The organism is Luteimonas sp. A482 (assembly GCF_054072655.1).
The window spans coordinates 382,742-399,788 of record NZ_JBSVRO010000001.1 but is presented as its reverse complement, the minus strand read 5'-3'; the positions used below and the strand labels follow the sequence as shown (position 1 = coordinate 399,788).

Annotated in this window: 16 protein-coding genes and 1 other RNA gene; 9 read left to right on the top strand and 8 right to left on the bottom strand. The window is 70.0% G+C overall.

Features of this window, described 5'->3' with window-relative positions:
* Positions 1 to 52: 52 nt before the first annotated feature.
* Entirely contained in the window at positions 53 to 598 is a 546-nt protein-coding gene (locus ACW5DW_RS01775) for a UPF0149 family protein (RefSeq protein WP_457016966.1), read from the bottom strand.
* 159 nt (positions 599 to 757) lie between these two features.
* Here ACW5DW_RS01775 and ACW5DW_RS01770 point away from each other — a divergent pair, with 159 nt between their 5' ends.
* The 7 genes from ACW5DW_RS01770 to rpiA all read left to right on the top strand — a co-directional run bounded on the left by ACW5DW_RS01770 (position 758) and on the right by rpiA (position 5,769).
* A complete protein-coding gene (locus tag ACW5DW_RS01770) occupies positions 758 to 2,968 on the top strand; it encodes a putative bifunctional diguanylate cyclase/phosphodiesterase (RefSeq protein ID WP_457016964.1) in 2,211 nt (736 codons plus the stop codon).
* A gap of 31 nt (positions 2,969 to 2,999) precedes the next feature.
* The gene (locus ACW5DW_RS01765) at positions 3,000 to 3,221 is read left to right on the top strand and encodes a TIGR02449 family protein (RefSeq protein WP_457016963.1); all 222 of its coding nucleotides are present in this window, start codon (positions 3,000 to 3,002) and stop codon (positions 3,219 to 3,221) included.
* Positions 3,222 to 3,231: 10 nt separating this feature from the next.
* Positions 3,232 to 3,531, top strand: a complete 300-nt coding sequence (locus tag ACW5DW_RS01760; protein WP_457016961.1) for a cell division protein ZapA — start codon at positions 3,232 to 3,234, stop codon at positions 3,529 to 3,531.
* Positions 3,532 to 3,636: 105 nt separating this feature from the next.
* Positions 3,637 to 3,820: non-coding RNA, 6S RNA (gene ssrS, locus ACW5DW_RS01755), on the top strand.
* A gap of 105 nt (positions 3,821 to 3,925) precedes the next feature.
* Positions 3,926 to 4,507, top strand: a complete 582-nt coding sequence (locus ACW5DW_RS01750; protein ID WP_457016960.1) for a 5-formyltetrahydrofolate cyclo-ligase — start codon at positions 3,926 to 3,928, stop codon at positions 4,505 to 4,507.
* Entirely contained in the window at positions 4,504 to 4,971 is a 468-nt protein-coding gene (locus ACW5DW_RS01745) for an EVE domain-containing protein (protein WP_457016958.1), read from the top strand. The genes ACW5DW_RS01750 and ACW5DW_RS01745 overlap by 4 nt, the downstream gene beginning before the upstream one ends.
* A 147-nt stretch (positions 4,972 to 5,118) precedes the next feature.
* A complete protein-coding gene (rpiA, locus tag ACW5DW_RS01740) occupies positions 5,119 to 5,769 on the top strand; it encodes a ribose-5-phosphate isomerase RpiA (protein ID WP_457016956.1) in 651 nt (216 codons plus the stop codon).
* 38 nt (positions 5,770 to 5,807) lie between these two features.
* Here rpiA and ACW5DW_RS01735 read toward each other — a convergent pair whose 3' ends face one another.
* The 3 genes from ACW5DW_RS01735 to ACW5DW_RS01725 form a co-directional block, all read right to left on the bottom strand.
* Entirely contained in the window at positions 5,808 to 6,146 is a 339-nt protein-coding gene (locus ACW5DW_RS01735; RefSeq protein ID WP_457016955.1) for a hypothetical protein, read from the bottom strand.
* A gap of 96 nt (positions 6,147 to 6,242) precedes the next feature.
* The gene (locus tag ACW5DW_RS01730; RefSeq protein ID WP_457016954.1) at positions 6,243 to 7,157 is read right to left on the bottom strand and encodes a patatin-like phospholipase family protein; all 915 of its coding nucleotides are present in this window, start codon (positions 7,155 to 7,157) and stop codon (positions 6,243 to 6,245) included.
* Positions 7,157 to 8,125, bottom strand: a complete 969-nt coding sequence (locus tag ACW5DW_RS01725; protein WP_457016952.1) for a helix-turn-helix transcriptional regulator — start codon at positions 8,123 to 8,125, stop codon at positions 7,157 to 7,159. The genes ACW5DW_RS01730 and ACW5DW_RS01725 overlap by 1 nt, the downstream gene beginning before the upstream one ends.
* Before the next feature lie 220 nt (positions 8,126 to 8,345).
* Between ACW5DW_RS01725 and ACW5DW_RS01720 the strand changes: the two genes are divergently transcribed.
* Both ACW5DW_RS01720 and ACW5DW_RS01715 read left to right on the top strand, forming a co-directional pair.
* Positions 8,346 to 10,100 carry an SLC13 family permease gene (locus ACW5DW_RS01720; protein WP_457016951.1) on the top strand — a complete coding sequence of 585 codons (1,755 nt, stop codon included), beginning with the start codon at positions 8,346 to 8,348 and terminating at the stop codon, positions 10,098 to 10,100.
* Between the two features lie 97 nt (positions 10,101 to 10,197).
* Positions 10,198 to 10,884 carry a DUF481 domain-containing protein gene (locus ACW5DW_RS01715; protein ID WP_457016950.1) on the top strand — a complete coding sequence of 229 codons (687 nt, stop codon included), beginning with the start codon at positions 10,198 to 10,200 and terminating at the stop codon, positions 10,882 to 10,884.
* A 96-nt stretch (positions 10,885 to 10,980) separates the two neighbouring features.
* Here the strand turns inward: ACW5DW_RS01715 and hemC are convergent, their stop codons facing one another.
* From hemC to glnE, 4 genes are all read right to left on the bottom strand, one after another.
* Positions 10,981 to 11,895, bottom strand: a complete 915-nt coding sequence (gene hemC, locus ACW5DW_RS01710; protein ID WP_457016948.1) for a hydroxymethylbilane synthase — start codon at positions 11,893 to 11,895, stop codon at positions 10,981 to 10,983.
* A 63-nt stretch (positions 11,896 to 11,958) separates the two neighbouring features.
* Positions 11,959 to 12,696, bottom strand: a complete 738-nt coding sequence (locus ACW5DW_RS01705; RefSeq protein ID WP_457016947.1) for a LytR/AlgR family response regulator transcription factor — start codon at positions 12,694 to 12,696, stop codon at positions 11,959 to 11,961.
* A 70-nt stretch (positions 12,697 to 12,766) separates the two neighbouring features.
* Complete coding sequence (locus tag ACW5DW_RS01700; RefSeq protein WP_457016945.1) at positions 12,767 to 13,453, bottom strand: alpha/beta hydrolase; 687 nt, start codon at positions 13,451 to 13,453, stop codon at positions 12,767 to 12,769.
* A 281-nt stretch (positions 13,454 to 13,734) separates the two neighbouring features.
* Positions 13,735 to 16,524 (bottom strand): bifunctional [glutamate--ammonia ligase]-adenylyl-L-tyrosine phosphorylase/[glutamate--ammonia-ligase] adenylyltransferase, encoded by a 2,790-nt coding sequence (glnE, locus tag ACW5DW_RS01695; RefSeq protein ID WP_457016944.1) that lies wholly within the window; start codon positions 16,522 to 16,524, stop codon positions 13,735 to 13,737.
* Positions 16,525 to 17,047: the final 523 nt, after the last annotated feature.

Sequence of the window (17,047 nt, the reverse complement as noted above, 5' to 3'; positions counted from 1 at the left end):
GCCGCAGCAGACATCCGCGGGCCACGAACAGGCATCATCTTCATGCAGCGCCCTAGTTCAGTCGCCCGCGGTGGCGCGGACCCAGCGCGCAATCGCCGTGCAACAGCAGCACCGCGACGCGGACGTACTCCTCGATCTCAGCCAGGGCGTCCTCATCCTCCTCGTCACCGCCTTCTTCCGGCGCCGCCCCCGCCAGGCGGACGAGGTCGGCCAGCGCCTCCTGGCCCTCGTCGGACAGCGGCGGCGCTGCACCGGCGGCCAGCCCGAAGGCGCCGACGAAGCCCCGGCACCAGTCGAACAGCGCGCCGCTGCGCTCGTACAGCGTCGCCTCCACGTCCGGCAGCAGCAGCTCGAAGCCGAATTCGCGGTCCTCCAGCTGCGACACGCTGGCCTCGCGCAGGCGGTCGAAGGCCTCGCCAGGCGCTACCGGATCGATGTCGGCATCGACCAGCACCCGCGCCAGCCAGTCCGGGCCGTCGCTGCCGCCGCCGGCCAGCCAGCCGCACAGGCCGCCGTGCAGCTCGCTCGCGCTGGCGCCCAACTCGCGCTCGCGGCTTGCGGTTTCAACTTCCTGCAGGGACGGCAATGCTGGAGGCACGGGCGATTTCCGGACGCGGGCGGACAAGTCTAGAACGTCGACGGCGCTGCTGCATGTCGCTGCGCGCAGCGGCGGCGCGCCCGCGTGCGCTTGTTGCCGGCCTGCGCTGGCGCCTACACTCGGGCACATTCATGAACGCATCGCGCAGGGGTTCGCCGCGTGACGACCAATCCGGGGGACCTCCAGCTCATCGTCGCGGCCGTCGCCGTGGCGGTGCTGCTGGTCGCGCTGGTGGTCATCACCCTGCGCCGCCGCCAGAGCGAGCGATCCCACCTTGCACGCCTGCGCGACCGCGAGGAGCGCCTCAAGCTCGCACTGTGGGCCACCGGCGAGCGCTACTGGGACTACGACGTGGCCAGCGGCAAGATCAACCGCCTGGCCCTGGACTCGCACGAGGACCCCGACGGCCGGATCGGCGAGGACATCGTCGACATCAGCGACATCATCCATCCCGACGACCTGCCGATGGCGCGCCAGCGCATCGCCGCCTACCTCGCCGGCGAGGACGAGAGCTTCCTGGCCGAGCTGCGCGTCCAGCGCGAAGGGGATTGGGTGTGGATGCGCGCGCGCGGGCGGGTGGTGGCGCGTGACGCCCAGGGCAGGATCCTGCGCATCGCCGGCACCGCGCTGAACATCACCGGCACCCGCGCCGCCGAGCGCGAGCTGCGCATTTCCAGCGAAGTGCTGCGCAGCATGAACGAGGCGGTGGTGGTGGTCGACCGCAACTTCGACTTCGTCTCGGTCAACCCGGCCTTCCTGCGCATGACCGGCTACGACGAGGGGGACGTGACCGGGCGCAACTCCAGGATCCTCGACAGCCTCCAGCACGACGGCGCGTTCTATCAGCACATCCGCGAACAGATCCGCCGCAAGGGCCGCTGGAACGGCGAGATCTGGCAGCGCCGCAAGGACGGCGAGGAGTTCCTGTGCCATATCGAGTCGAGCACGGTCTACGACAAGAACGGCCAGCTGATCCTGTACGTGATCGTGCTCAACGACATCACCCAGCAGAAGCGCGCCGAGCAGGAGCTGCGCTACCTGGCCAATTTCGACACGCTTACCAACCTGCCCAACCGCTCGCTGCTGTCGGAGCGGCTGTCGCGCGCGATCGTGCGCGCGCACCGCGAAGACAACCGCATCGCGGTGCTGTTCCTGGACCTGGACCGGTTCAAGGATGTCAACGATTCGCTCGGCCACGCCGCCGGCGACCGCATCCTGCGCGCGGCCGCGGCGCGCCTGCAGCAGACCGTGGGCATGCACCACACCGTCGCGCGCCTGGGCGGCGACGAGTTCACCGTGGTGCTGGAAAACCTGGCTTCGCCTGAAGAGGCCGACCACGTGGCGCGCGAGATCATCACCGCCTTCGAGGCGCCGCTGCTGCTCGAGGACCGCCGCGAAATCGCGATCTCGCCCTCGATCGGCATCAGCCTCTACCCCGACCACGCGCACGTGCCGACCGAGCTGCTCAAGCAGGCCGACACCGCCATGTACCAGGCCAAGGCCGCCGGCCGCCGCACCTTCATGCGTTACGACGACGCCATGGACGTGGTGGTGCGCCAGCGCGCAACCATTTCCGGTGCCTTGCGCAAGGTGCTCGACCGCGCCGAACTGCGCCTGGTGTTCCAGCCGCAGCTGGCGCTGGCGGAGGATCGGATCACCGGCGTCGAGGCGCTGCTCCGCTGGCACAGCGACGAGCACGGCGACATTCCGCCCAGCGATTTCATCCCGATGGCCGAGGAAAGCGGCCTGATCCTGGAAATCGGCGAGTGGGTGCTGCGCGAGGCCTGCCTGACCCTGCAGCGCTGGCGCCAGCACGGCCTGACCGAACTGACCGTCTCGGTCAACGTCTCGGTCTTGCAGCTGCTGCGCGGCGATTTCCCCGAGGTGGTGAGCGCGGTGCTGGCCGACATCGGCCTGCCCCCCAGCGCGCTGGAGCTGGAGCTGACCGAGAGCGTGCTGATGGCCAACGCCGAACACGCCGCGGCCAAGCTGCAGTCGTTCCGCGAACTCGGCGTGTCGCTGGCGATCGATGATTTCGGCACCGGCTATTCTTCGCTGGCCTACCTCAAGCGCCTGCCGATCACCACGATCAAGATCGACAAGGCTTTCATCGGCGATCTCACCCACGACCCGGAAGACGCCGCGATCACCAGCACCGTCATCACCATGGCCCATTCGCTGGGCCTGAACGTGGTGGCCGAGGGCGTGGAAACCGATGCCCAGGTCCGCTTCCTGCGCGACCAGCGCTGCAACGAGATCCAGGGCTACTGGCTGTCGCCGCCGCTGGAAGCACATGCCTGCCTGGCCTTCATCCGCAACTGGCGCCCGGCCCGGACGCAGGTCGCCACGACCTCGCTGGCCACGCCTTGACCGCCCCGCGCGGCCTGCTATCGTGCGGGCCATGGACCGCCCGGACGTGATCGCCCAGCTTCGCGCCCTGACCGCGCGCATCGACGCGCTGGTCGATCGTGCGCAGAAGCTGTCCGAGGAGAACCGTTCGCTGCGCCAGCAGCACGAGCAGATCGCCGGCGAGCGCTCCCAGCTGCTGGCCAAGAACGAGCAGGCACGCTCGCGCGTGGAGGCGATGATCGCCCGGCTCAAGTCACTGGAGCAGCACACGTGAGCGCGCGCGCATGAGCGGCGCCAGCGAAGCGGTCAACGTCCGCCTGCTCGACCGCGAGTACACGGTGGGGGTGCCGCCCGACGGCCGCGAGAGCCTGGTGGCCGCGGCAAAGGTGCTCGACGAGCGCATGCGCGAGGTGCGCGGCAACAACCGCATGGCCGGGGTCGACCGCGTCGCGGTGCTCGCGGCGCTGAACCTGGCGCATGAGCTGCACCAGATCCACGAGGACAACGCGCAGCGCGACCGCGAGATGGCCGAGCTGCTCGAAGGCCTGCAGCGCAAGCTCGACGACCTGATCGACGCGCGCTGAGCGCGGGATGCGCTTGCGTCGTTGTGCATGCGCGAAATGAACCGCGAGACCCACCTGCCGACGAACGGACTTGGCAGCTTTTTCCCTCGGGCTATACTGCGTCTGCGTCCTCTGCTGTGATCGACGGCATGCGCAACATTCGCCTTGTCCCTTAATTACGACCACGGGGGCGCGAGGAATCCGGGAGTGCAGGTCCGCCTTGCAGCGGGAAGCCCGATGGAAACCGAACGCTCCCACTTGAACCCCGGGTTCAAGGTCGTTTCGCAGGCATCGGCATGGCGGAGGACGTATTCATTCCGGTCGCGCGCCGCCACGGACTCCGTCGCGGCGCCGCTTCCAGTGACCCGGCAGCGGCGGTCACAATAGCGCGCATGCTCTTGCGCGGATCCCACCCATGAACGATGACCGCGGCGCGCTGCGCCGCGAGATGCGCGCGCGTCGACGCACCCTGCCCGCCACGACGCGCATTGCCGCAGCCGACGCGCTTGCCGCGCGCCTGCTGTCGCTGCCGTTTGCGCCGCAGGCCGGCTCGGTGGCCGGCTACTGGGCGATGGACGGCGAGATTGCGCTGCACGCCTGGCAGCTGCGCCTGCCGCGCGCCGTGCGGTACTGCCTGCCCGTGCTGCACGCCGACGACACCCTGCGTTTCGCGCCCTGGAAGCCAGGCGCGCCGCTGTCGACCAATCGCTACGGCATCCCCGAACCCGACGTGCCCGGCACCGAATTGCTGCGTCCGGACCAGCTCGATCTCGTGGTCGCGCCGGTGGTCGCGTTCGACGCGGCCGGGCACCGGCTGGGCATGGGCGGTGGCTGGTACGATCGCAGTTTCGCGGCGCGCGTGGACCAGCCTGCGCCGCCCCATCTGGTCGGCGCCGCGTTTTCCGTGCAGCAGGCCGACGCGATCATGGCCGCGGCCTGGGATATCCCGCTCGACGCGGTCTGCACCGAATCCGATACGTTCCTGGTGAGCCCATGAGTCCCCGCAAACGCTACTGGCTGATGAAATCCGAGCCTTCGGACTTCTCGATCGACGACCTCCAGCGCGTGCGCACCGAACCCTGGACCGGAGTGCGCAACTACCAGGCGCGCAACTTCATGCGCCAGATGCAGCTTGGCGACGGCGTGCTGTTCTACCACTCCAATACCGCCGTGCCCGGCATCTACGGCATTGCCGAAGTGGTGAGCACGGCGTATCCGGATCCGACCCAGTTCCAGAAGAAGTCGAAGTACTTCGATGAAAAGGCCACGCGCGAACAGCCGCGCTGGGACCTGGTGGACGTGGGCTTCGTGCGCAAACTGGAGCGCGGGATCGCGCTTGACGAGATCCGCGCGCACGCCGAAGGGCTTGGCGAGGAGTTCGCGCTGATCCGCAAGGGTTCGCGACTGTCGGTGCTGCCGGTGACGGCGGCGCAGTGGAAGCTGCTGCTGTCGCTGGAGTAGGGCCCGCCGACGCTCATTGCCACTTGGATCGCTGGCGCGGATTGCGGCGCGATCCGGACGCAGATCTATCCCTGCGGTCGGGATGACAGTTTCATTCCCGACGCACACTTCCGATTCCTGATTTCCTATTCACGGTTCAGCAAACACATGTCCGAACACAAGCGCCTGGCCGGCGAAAAGGCCATTGAATTCGTCGAGGACGGCATGATCGTCGGCGTCGGCACCGGCTCGACCGTGGCCTGCTTCATCGATGCGCTGGGCAGGATCCGCCACCGCATTGCCGGCGCGGTGTCGAGCTCGGAGCAGAGCACGCGGCAGCTGCGTGGCCTCGGCATCGAGGTGCTCGAGCTCAACACCACCGGGCCGCTGCAGTTGTACGTCGACGGCGCCGACGAATGCGACCCGCAGGGGCGGCTGATCAAGGGCGGCGGCGCGGCGCTCACGCGCGAGAAGATCATCGCCGAGGCCAGCGCGCGCTTCGTCTGCATCATCGATGCGGCCAAGCAGGTCGACGTGCTCGGCCGCTTCCCGCTGCCGGTCGAGGTGATCCCGATGGCGCGCAGCCTGGTGGCGCGCGAGATCCTGGCGCAGACCGGCGGCCAGCCGGTGTGGCGCGAGGGCGTGGTCACCGACAACGGCAACGCCGTGCTCGACATCCACAACCTGCGCATCACCGATCCGGTCGCGCTCGAGCGCGAGCTCAACCAGATCCCGGGCGTGGTCTGCGTCGGCCTGTTCGCGCGACGCGGCGCTGACGTCGTGATCGTCGGCGGGGAGGCGCCGCTGGTCCTGCGCTGAGGCGGGGGACGTTCCTGGTCCCATCCGCACGAAGTTGCTCAGCGCAGCACGAAGGCCGCCAGCAGTCGCCCCGCACGCCGCGGATGGACGCCACGCCGCCGCGTGGCCACCGCCATGGCAGAGCGGCGTCGCGGCACGACGGTTGGCGCGATGTGGGCATGGGCGCCATCGCGCCGCCGCAGACGCAGCGCGAAGGAGGTGACCAGCGCCGCGGCCGGCGCGGCCACCAGCCATAGCGGTATCCAGCCTGGACCTGCGATGGCAGCGGGCAGCGACAGCATGGCGACCAGGCCGAGGAACAGCGTGCCCAGCAGCGCCGCTTCGACGCTGCGCAGCGGATCGGCGGTGGTCCTGCGCGGCATTGGGGATGCGGTCATGGCGGTGGCTCCAGGGGTGGAGCGCAGCTTCCCGCGGGCACATCTCAGGGGCTGCGACCGTGCCGGGGTGGATGCGGCCGCCGCCGGGACCGGGCCTCAGTAGCCGGCCGCGTCCAGCGCCCGGGTCGCCACCGCGCGGCCCACGTCGATCACTTCGCCCGCGCGCCAGAACTCGTAGAACTGGCAGACATCGCGCGGGATGCGGATCAGCAGCTCCGGTGGATCCAGCGCCAGCTGCACGCGCGCGATCTGCGCCTGCATCGTATCCAGCGAGCGCGCCATGATCTCCGGCAGGCCCATGCGCAGTGCGTCGCCCGAGGTGTCACCCGAGACCGCGCGCTCCAGCCAATCGCCAACGCGCGCGGTGATGGTCGAACCATCGGCTCCGGCCTGCGGCTGCGCCGGCTCGCCCGGCGGGCGCTTGGGCCAGCCGTGCATGTCGACCGCGACCAGCCGGTGCGCATCCGACAGCCGGGTCGCCGTGATCGGCAGCGGCGCCAGCAGGCCGCCGTCGACCAGGGCGCGGCCGTTGATCCGGTGCGGCGTGAACAGTCCCGGGATCGCGAACGAGGCGCGCAGCGCGTCCCACAGCCGGCCCTCGCGAATCCACACCTCGCGCTGGCGTTCCAGGTCGACCGCGACCGCGGTGAACTCCACCGGCAGCGTCTCGATCAGCGGGTCGCCCACCACCTGGCGCATGGTGTCGACCAGGCGCTGACCGCGCAGCACGCCCGAACGGCGCCAGCCCGGGTCGAGCAGACGCAGGAAATCGATGCGCGACATGCTGCGCAGGCGCTCGTCGAATGCACGCAGCCTGCCGGCCGCGAAGATGCCGCCCACCAGCGCGCCGCTGGACGAGCCGGACACCGCGTCGATGACCAAGCCGCGCTCCTCCAGCACCTCGATCACGCCGATCTGCGCCAGCCCGCGCGCGCCGCCCGCGCCCAGCGCCAGCGCGATGCGCTCGCGCCCGGCCTGCGCGGGCGCGCCAGCTGCAGGGACTGCCGACATCACCGTTCGTAATTCGACAGCGCCAGCTGCAGCAGCGACTTGGCCTGTTCGCGCAATGCCGGCGGCGCCATGATCTCGGCGTCGGCGCCGTAGTGCAGCACGTCCATCAGCAGTTCGCGCGAGGCGCTGTAGGGCAGCTTGAGCTCGTAGCGCCCGTCCGGCAGCAGGCGCCCCTGCTGCTGCGAATGCCAGTGTTCGTCGGCCACCCAGCGCGCGGCCTTGGCGCTGAACATGATCGTCGCCACGCCCTTGGCCGGGCCGGAGAAGATGCCGTAGCTGCCGGCCAGGTGGGTGTCGAGCGCGGCCTCGTCGATGTCGCGGGCCTCGGCGTCGAGCACGCGCGCGGTGGCGATGCGGTCGACCGAAAAGCTGCGCAGCGCCTCGCGCTCCTGGTCCCAGGCATCCATGTACCAGTTGTCGCGGTAGTGGGTGATGCGCTGCGGCGAGACGGTGCGCCGGGTCTTCTCGTCGGTGGAGCGCGCGCGGTAGTCGAACGACAGCTGCCTGCGCTGCAGCACCGCCGAACAGACGTTGCGGAACACGTGCTCGTCCATGCGCCGCCCGCGGTGCGGGATCACGCGTACGCGCTCGACCGGCCAGTGCTTGCCGGTCGAATGCTCGTCGAGCAGCTTGTCGATGCGGGACTGCAGCGGCGCCAGCGCGCTGGACAGGATGCCGCCGCTGCTGCGCGAGAGCAGCTGCTGGGCAGCCAGCAGCGCGTGCAGCTCGTCGGAATTGAGCCACAGGCCCGGCAGCTCGAAGCGGCCGCCTTCCTCGCTGTCGTAGCGGAAGCCGGCCTCGCCGTCGCCGGCCACCGGGGCCATCAGCGCGTCACGCAGGAAGGCGAGGTCGCGGTAGACGGTGGCGCGGGAGCATTCGAGCTCCTCCTGCAGGCGCGCAACCGTCACCGGATAGCGCGATGTCTTGAGGATGCGGTGCAGGGACAGGATGCGTTCGTATCGGTCCATGCGGGCGATTATGCGCTGTCCGACGCCGCTTGGCGCCGGGCCGGGACCCGTCCGGGGGCCAACCCGGATTTGCAGCATCGGGGCACGGGCCGCACCATGTGCGGCGAATTTTGCGGGGAACGCGGCCGGACATGGCCTGCAGGACAACCAGACCACCACTGGCGCACACGACGCGCACGGGCATCCGTGCGGTCCTTGCGCGCGTCCACAGGGAGAGCGCATGGCCCTGTGGCTGACGCTGGCGATCCTGGTCGGCGCGATCTACCTGTTCGTCACCGAACGGCTGCGCGTGGACGTGGTCGCGCTGCTGGTGATGACCGCGCTGGTGGTGACCGGGGTACTCACGGTTCCCGAGGGCCTGTCGGGCTTCAGCAGCCAGGCCACGATCATGGTCGCGGCGATGTTCGTGCTGAGCGCGGCGCTGCAGCGCAACGGCGCGGTGGCGGCGATCGGCGAGGTGCTGTCGCGGATCCGCTCGCAGTGGCTGTTCCTGCTGGTGATGCTGGTGCTGGTCTCGTGCGTGGCGGCGTTCGTCAACAACACCGCCACCGTGGCGGTGTTCCTGCCACTGGTGCTGGCGGCCAGCACCGCCAACCGCTGGGCACCCTCGAAGTTCCTGATCCCGCTGTCGTACATGTCGCAGGCCGCGGGCGTCTGCACCCTGATCGGCACGTCGACCAACCTGTTGGTCGACGCGATGGCGCGCGACGCGATCGGCGTGGGCTTCACCCTGTTCGAGTTCGCGCCGCTGGGCATCGTCTTCGTCGGCATCTGCATGCTGTACCTGATGACGGTCGGACGCTGGCTGCTGCCCGACCGCGGCGTGCCCGGCACCGAAGAGCACGAGCACGTCGGCCGTTACGTCGCCGAGCTGCTGGTGCCCGAAGAGTCGAGCGCGATCGGATTGCGCCGCAGCCAGGTGGTGCCGGAGAGCATCGATGACGTGGTGGTGCTGGAGATCCTGCGCAACGGCCGTCCGGTCTATGGCGGCGAGGCCGAGGTGCGGGCCGGCGACCGGCTGCTGCTGCGTGGCGAGTGGAAGCGCATCGGCGCGGTGCGCAAGGCGCGCAAACTGAAGTTCGACCACGTCGCGCGTGACCTGGACGGCGACATCAACGCCGAGCGGGTTCAGGTCGAGGTCATGGTGTCGCCGGGCTCGCACCTGATCGGGCATACGCTGGCGGGCATGCGCTTCGGCCACATGTACCGGGCGCGGGTGCACGGCATCCACCGGCGCCTGCTGGATGTGCGCAGGCCGCTCGACCAGGTGCAGCTCAACCTCGGCGACGTGCTGTTGCTGGACGCCCCGGAAAAGGCGATCGACGACCTGCGCGCCGACAAGGGCATGATCGTGCTCGGCGCGCGCAAGCAGGCCAAGGTCGACGTGCTGCGCGCGACGCTGTCGGTGCTGGTGATGGTGTCCACGATCCTGGTCGCGGCGCTGGGCTGGATGTCGATCGTGGAAGCGGCGCTGCTGGGCTGCGCGACGCTGCTGGTGTCGGGCCTGATCGAACCCGACGAGGCCTACCGCGCGATCGACTGGCGGGTGATCTTGCTGCTGGCCGGGATCCTGCCGCTGGGCATCGCCCTGCAGAAGTCCGGCGGCGCCACCCTGGCGGCCGACTTCATGATCAGCAGCCTGGGCGGCTTCGGGCCGCTGGCGGCGCTGGCCGCGATCTACCTGATGACCTCGATCGCCACCGAGTTCATGAGCAACAACGCCTCGGCCGTGCTGGTGGTGCCGATCGCGCTGGCCGCCGCCGAGTCGATGGGCATCGACCCCAAGCCGCTGCTGGTGGCCGTGGCCTTCGCCGCCTCGACCAGCTTCGCCACGCCGATCAGCTACCAGACCAACACCATGGTCTTCACCGCCGGCGGATACCGGTTCTCGGATTTCGTGCGCATGGGCCTGCCGCTGAACATCGTGTTCTGCACCGCGGCGATCCTGCTGATTCCGCGCTTTTTCCCGTTCTGAGCGTCTCCACGCGGCGCGGGTGACGCTTTATTCAGGAATATGAGGCGCAGCTTGCGGACAATGGGCGGGTAATCGTTTCCATCCGTGGAGAACCTGGATGCTCGCCAGCTGGTGGCTGGCCGTGGTCGGCCTGCCCGTGTTCATGCAACCCCTGCCCGAAGCGCCAGGCCAGCCGGCGGCGCTGGCGGTCGCCTCCGGGCGGGTGTCGCTGCGCCAACCCTGCCTGCGCCTGGTCTGTCCCGACGCCGAGTGGCAGCAGGCGAGCCGCCCCGCTCGTACGCTGGAGCGGGCGCAGGCGCCCGGCGCATTCGAGGCGATCAGGCCGCAGCGGCTGCCGCGCCTGGCCACGCGCCGCTTCATCGGCCTGCACTCGCCTGCTTCGCGCCGCGACTGGTTCGATTCCAGCGGCGGCGCGGCCCTGGTCGATGCGCGCTACGGGATGGAAGCGGTGCGCAATTCGCAGACCCGCGTGCAGCTGGAGCTCGGCACGGGCTACCGCCTGCAGCCCTACGCCAACTACGGCACCGCCGCGCAGGGACCGGTGGCGATGGGGCAACTGCGTCTGTCGCAGCGGCTGGGGGAGTTCGGTTCATTGAACCAGCAGGTCCGGGTCGAGCGCGGACGCGAGAACGCCTACCTGCGCCAGACCATCGGCGTGGACCTGGACCTGGCCCCGCAGTGGTCGCTGCTGGGCGATTTCGAGCTGCGCCACGACACCGCGGGCAATGGCGGCCAGGGGCATACCGACCGGGAGGGGTCGGTGCGGTTTCGGTACGCGTTCTAGGGCTGGGGCGGTGCCGGGGGGATCCGGGCGCTTTGTTGGCGGTCGCGGCTGAAGCCGCTCCTACTGGAGCGGAGGCTTCAGCCAGGATTGAATAAATCAGGTGTGTGGCGCCAGCAGGGCGCCGGCGCCGTCGGCGAGCAGGCGGCGGGCGACTTGCTCGCCCAGCGCGCCGGGATCGTCGCCACTGGCCTGCGCGCGCAGGATGCGGCCGGTCGCGGCGTCGCCGACCATGCCCTGCAGCTGCAGCCGGTCTCCGTCGATCTTCTCGGCAAACGCCGCTACCGGGACGTGGCAGCTGCCGTGCAGGGCCCGGTTCATGGCGCGCTCGGCTTCGACGCAGCGCCGCGTCGGCGCGTCATCGAGGACGGACAGCAGTCGCTGCACGACGGGGTCGTCGTCGCGGCCCTCGACCGCGATCGCGCCCTGCGCGGGCGCGGGCAGCCACTGCGGCGCGAGCAGGCGGGAGCGGATGCGCGCGTCCAGGCCGAGCCGCAGCAGGCCGGCGCAGGCCAGCACGATCGCGTCGTATTCGTCCGCATCCAGCCGGCCCAGGCGCGTGTTGACGTTGCCGCGCAGGTCGCGCAGGCGCAGGTCGGGGCGGCGCGCGCGCAGCTGGGCCTGGCGCCGCAGCGACGAGGTGCCGACGCAGGCGCCTTCGGGCAGGTCGTCGATGCCGTGGTAGCGGTTGCTGACGAAGGCATCGGAGGGATCGGCGCGCTCCAGGATCGCCGGCAGGACGAAACCCGGTTCGAGCTCCATCGGCACGTCCTTGAGCGAATGCACCGCGCAGTCGGCTTCGCCGCGCTGCATCGCCACTTCCAGCTCCTTGAGGAACAGGCCCTTGCCGCCGATCGCGGCCAGCGAACGGTCGAGCACTTCGTCGCCGCGGGTGCTCAGCGGCACCAGCGCGACCTCCAGGCCCGGATGCGCCTGGCGCAGGCGCGCGGCCACGTGTTCGGTCTGCCACAGGGCAAGCGGGCTCTTGCGGGTGGCGATGCGGAGCAGGTCCATGGCGCGCATTATCCCCCGTCGCACCACACAGCGGCGAGCCGTGTCCTGGCGCCGCCGGAACGCCTACAGGTTGCGGATCGTGTCGCGCAGCTGCGCCACGCAGCGCCGGCTGACCTCGAGCGGTCGGTCGCCGTGGCGCAGGATGGCATGGACGTGACCGTCCAGCCCGCGCCGCAGCTCGACCAGCTCATGGCGCGCCACCAGGCAGTTGCGGTGGATGCGCACGAAGCGGTCGCCGAACTCGTCCTCCAGCGACTTCAGCGATTCCTCGATCAGGTCCTCGCCGCGCGCGTGGTGGACCACGACGTATTTCTCTTCGGCCTGCAGGTAACGCACGTCCTCCACCGGGATCAGCCGCAGGCTGCCGCGCAGCCGCGCGCACAGGTGGGTGCGACGCGCACCGACTGTGTCGATGTCGGCGCCGTTCGTGCCGTGGCGCCCGGCGGTGAGCATGCGCGCGCGCTGCAGCGCCGACGCCAGGCGTTCGGCGCGCACCGGCTTGACCAGGTAGTCGGCCGCTTCGGCATCGAAGGCCGACAGCGCGTGCGCATCGTAGGCGGTGCAGAACACCACCACCGGGCGTGGCTCGAACGCCTGCAGGTGTCGCGCCACCTCGAGCCCGTCGATGCCGGGCATGGCGATATCGAGCAGGACCAGGTCCGGATCGTGCGCGGCGCAGGCGTGCAGGGTCTGGTGCCCGTCACCGACTTCGGCCACCACCTCGACGTCGGCCAGTGCGGCCAGCAGCATGCGCAGGCGCTCGCGGGCGAGGGGTTCGTCGTCGGCAATCACGATTTTCACCGGGGCATCCAGTCCTGGGAACGTGTCACCGCATGGTAGCCGCAGCCCAGCCAACGGCCAAACCCGTGGCTCAGCCGGCCGCGAGCCTGTTGCCGATCCAGTCGCCGAGGTCGCGGATCTCTTCGATGCACACCGAGTGCGGCATCGGGTAGCGATGGAAGGCGACCTCGAAGCCGTGCTGGCGCATCCACGCCGCGCTCTGCTCGCCTGCGGCAAAGGGCACGACCGGATCGGCGGTGCCGTGGGCCATGAACAGCGGCTGCGCCTTCGCCGCTTCGACCAGGGCCGCAGCGGCGCTGGCGGCGCCGGGCAGGTAGGTCGACAGGCCAACCAGCCCGGCCAGCGGCTCGCTGCGGCGCAGGCCCGCGGCGAGGGTGATCGCGCCACCCTGCGAGAAACCCGCCAGGAAGATGCGTGAGGCAGGAATGCCGCGCGCGATCTCGCGGTCGATCAGCGCCGTGACCTGGGCGATGGACTCGGTCACGCCGGTTTCGTCGGCGCGGTTGGCCAGGTCGAAGTCGCGGATGTCGTACCAGGCGCGCATGCGCGCGCCGTTGTTGATCGTCACCGCGCGCACCGGCGCATGCGGGAACACGAAGCGCATCGCCGGCCAGTCGCCTCGCACCAGCTCCGGCAGGATCGACACGAAGTCGTTGCCGTCGGCGCCAAGACCGTGCAGCCACAGCACGCTCCACGCGGGATCGGCGCCGGTTTCGCGCTCGATCGTATCCAGCAACTGCAGCCCGCCTTCGGCCATCGTGTTCGTCCCCGTCGATGCAGCGGCGCACTATACCGCGCCGGTCGCGCGGCCAGCGTGGCGTGTCCGTCGGTCACTCGAGCGCAGGAGAGTCGCTTCAAGGCGACGCTGAAAAATTGTCATTTCGAGCGTAGCGAGAAATCTAGGCTTCTGATTTTTGGGGATTGACCGGCTTCGCCGTTGTAAAGCGCTTCTCACTGCGTTCGGAACGACAAACCGCAGTTTTTTAGCGTTGCCTCAGGACGACGAAGCTGGTTGGTCCTCGACTCCAAGCTGCGGACTCAGCCTTCCGCGCCCGATTGCTCTTCCAAGCCATGTTGCCGCCAGGCCACGCGGATGGCGTCGCGCGCAGCCTCGAGTGCGGCATCCACCGGCACGATCCGGGTGCGCCGGTCGAGCGTGCAGTCCAGTCCGGCTGCCACGAACAGCGCGTGCGCATCGCACAGCGCCGCTGCGCCCTGCGCGTCCAGCACGCCGGCCTGCGCCAGCGCGTCCACCAGCAGCGGCGTCGCACGCGGTGCCAGCAGGGCCGGATGGGCGTGGGCCTCGCGCAGCACCAGGTACTGCAGCAGGAATTCCAGGTCGACCAGCCCGCCTTCGCCCTGCTTGAGGTCGAACAGGCCATCGCCGCCGCGGTCGAGTTCGGCGCGCATGCGCGCGCGCATCGAAACCACGTCCGCACGCAGAACCTCCTGCTCGCGCACCCGCGCCAGGGTGGCGGCACGCACGCTTTCGAACGCCGCCGCAAGTTCGGGATCACCGGCCACGCAGCGTGCGCGCACCAGTGCCTGGTGCTCCCAGGTCCACGCGCGTTCGCGCTGGTAGTCGCCATAGCTGGACAGGGTCGAGACCAGCAGGCCCTTGCCGCCGTCCGGGCGCAGGCGCACGTCGATGTCGTACAGCCGCCCGGCGCCGGTGACCGCACCGAGCAGGGCCACGATCTTCTGCGCCAGCCGCGCGAACCAGCGCGGCGCATCCAGCGGACGCGGCCCATCGGACTGCGCATCGGCGGGTGCGTCATACAGGAACACCAGGTCGAGGTCGGAGCCGAAGCCCAGCTCCTCACCGCCGAGGCTGCCGTAGCCGAGCACGGCGAAGCCGCCGCCCGCGACGCCGCCATGCGCGGTCTCGAGCTCGCGCCGCGCAAGCGCCAGCACGGCCTCGACCAGGCCGTCGGCCAGCCAGGCCAGCTGGCGGGTGCTGTCCTGCGCGGGCTGGCGCCGGTCGAGCGTGGCCAGCGCGATGCGGAAGCTGAGCTGCTGGCGGATTTCGTTGAGCGCGAACAGCGCCGATTCGGTGTCGTCCTCCTGCGCCGGGCCACAGGCTTCGGCGAACAGCTCGCGCCTCGGAAGCGGGCCTTCAGCGCGGGCATCGAGCAGTTCGTCGAGCAGCAGCGGATGCGCGGCCAGCCGCTCGGCCAGCAACGCGCTGCGCGTGACCAGGTCCACCACCCGCGCCAGCGCCGGCGGATGCTCGTCGAGCAGGGCGAGGTAGCTGGCGCGCCGCAGGATGTTGTGCAGCAGGGCGAGCAGGCGCCGGATCGCCTGCAGCGGCTGCGTGGCCGGCACCGACGCCTGCAGCAGCACCGGCATCACCCGATCGAGCCGCGCACGCGTGGCGTCGGACAGCTCGCGCACGCTGGGCGAGCGCGCGAAATCGCGCAGGGCCGCGTCCACGTTCGCGGCATCGCCGAACCCGGCCTGCGCCAGCACCGCCGAGTCGCTGGCCTCGGGCAGCGCACGCCAGTACGCGGCGATGTCGTGATCCACGGCCGGCTGTCGGCCGCGCTGGGAGAGCAGCGCGTCGAACTCGTTGGAGACGCGTTCGCGGCGTCGCTCGATCTCCACGAACAGTTCGTCCCAGTGCGCGTGGCCGAGACCGCGCGCAAGCCGGTCGCGATCGACCGCGGCGGCCGGCAGCACATGGGTCTGCTCATCGCGCAGCATCTGCAGCCGGTTCTCCAGCCGGCGCAGGAAGCGGTAGTCGTCGGCGAGGCAGGCGGCGGTGTCCTCGCTGACCTGGCCAGCCTCGCGCAGCGCCGCCAGCGCCGGCAACAGCCGCGGCTGCTGCAGCGAAGGCTCGCGACCACCGCGGATCAGCTGCAGGGCCTGGGCGAGGAACTCGATCTCGCGGATGCCGCCCGGGCCGCGCTTGACGTCGTCGGCCAGCTCCTTGCGCGCGACCTCGGCCGCAATCATCGACTTCATCCCGCGCAGGCCGTCGAGCGCGCCGAAGTCGAGGTAGCGCCGGTAGACGAAGGGACGCAGCGTGTCCAGGAACCGGTGTCCCGCCTCCAGATCGCCGGCCACCGGACGCGCCTTCTGCCAGGCGTAGCGTTCCCAGTCACGGCCCTCGCGCTGGAAGTACATCTCCAGCGCCGCAAAGCTCATCGCAACCCGGCCCGCGTTGCCGAAAGGACGCAGCCGCAGGTCGACGCGGTGGCAGAAGCCGTCGACGGTGACCTCGTCGAGCAGCCTGCCCAGCTGCTGGCCGAGGCGCGCGAAATAATCCTCGGCGGCCAGCGGGCGGCCGCCATCGCTCTCGCCGCCGTGTTCGTAGGCGTAAACCAGATCGATGTCGGAGCTGAAGTTGAGCTCGCTGCCGCCCAGCTTGCCCATGCCGAACACGACCAAGCGCACAAGCTGGGCCTCGCTATCGCGGACCACGCCATGGCGGCTGGCGAAGTCGCGCTCGAGCGCCTCCAGGGCAAGGGCCAGGCAGTCTTCGGCCAGGCGCGTGGTGCCGACGAGGGTGGTGTCGACATCGTCCAATCCGAGCACGTCGCGCCAGACCAGGCGCGTGGATTCGGCACGGCGATAGCGCCGCAGCAGCCGCGGCCAGTCGTCGCGACGCTCCGCTTCGAGCACCGGCTGCGGCAGCGGCTGCGCGCCGTCGTCCTGGGCCAGCTGCGCCAGCAGCGCCGGCTGCTGCACCAGCACGTCGACCGCGAAGTCGCTGGCCATCGCAACGCGCCACAGGCGTTCACGCAGCGTGCCGTCATCGGCCAGCGCAGGGAAGCGCGCAAGCGCGCGGTCGGCTATCGCATCGGACTGGGAGCGTGCGTCATCCATGCGGCGATTGTGGCAGGAGGACCGCGATGAGGCGCCCTGTCGTTTTGATCCTGTTCGGCGAACTGGACATAGCGGCGTCGCCATCGTCGGCATGTCATCGCCAGGGACGTGGGGGAAGCAGTCCCTGCCGCAGGCCTGCGGAGCAGCCCGGCATCCTGCCAAGGAAGCTCGTCACTCCGGCGGACAAAGCCATCATCCCGCGGACGACAAGTTCGTCATCCCGGCGCAAGCCGGAAGCGCTTTACAACAGCCTGAAAGGCTGGTCATCCGTTTTGACGTTGCCGGACGAAGCATGGATTCAATGCGTTCGCAGGAACGACGGCAGTTGAAGCTCAGAACAATTAAAAAGGATTCTTCTCCCAATCGAGGGGGAAGGCGGTCACGGTTGCTGGACCCCTCGCGCGGGCTCGAGTAGACGCCGCGCCCTGTCGACTGGGCGATGGTCGTTTCGGGCTGGGTTGCGGCGGCGAGTCAGCCATGAATGGCTGACCGAGCCGAGAAGCAACCCCCGGCCCGGAACGGC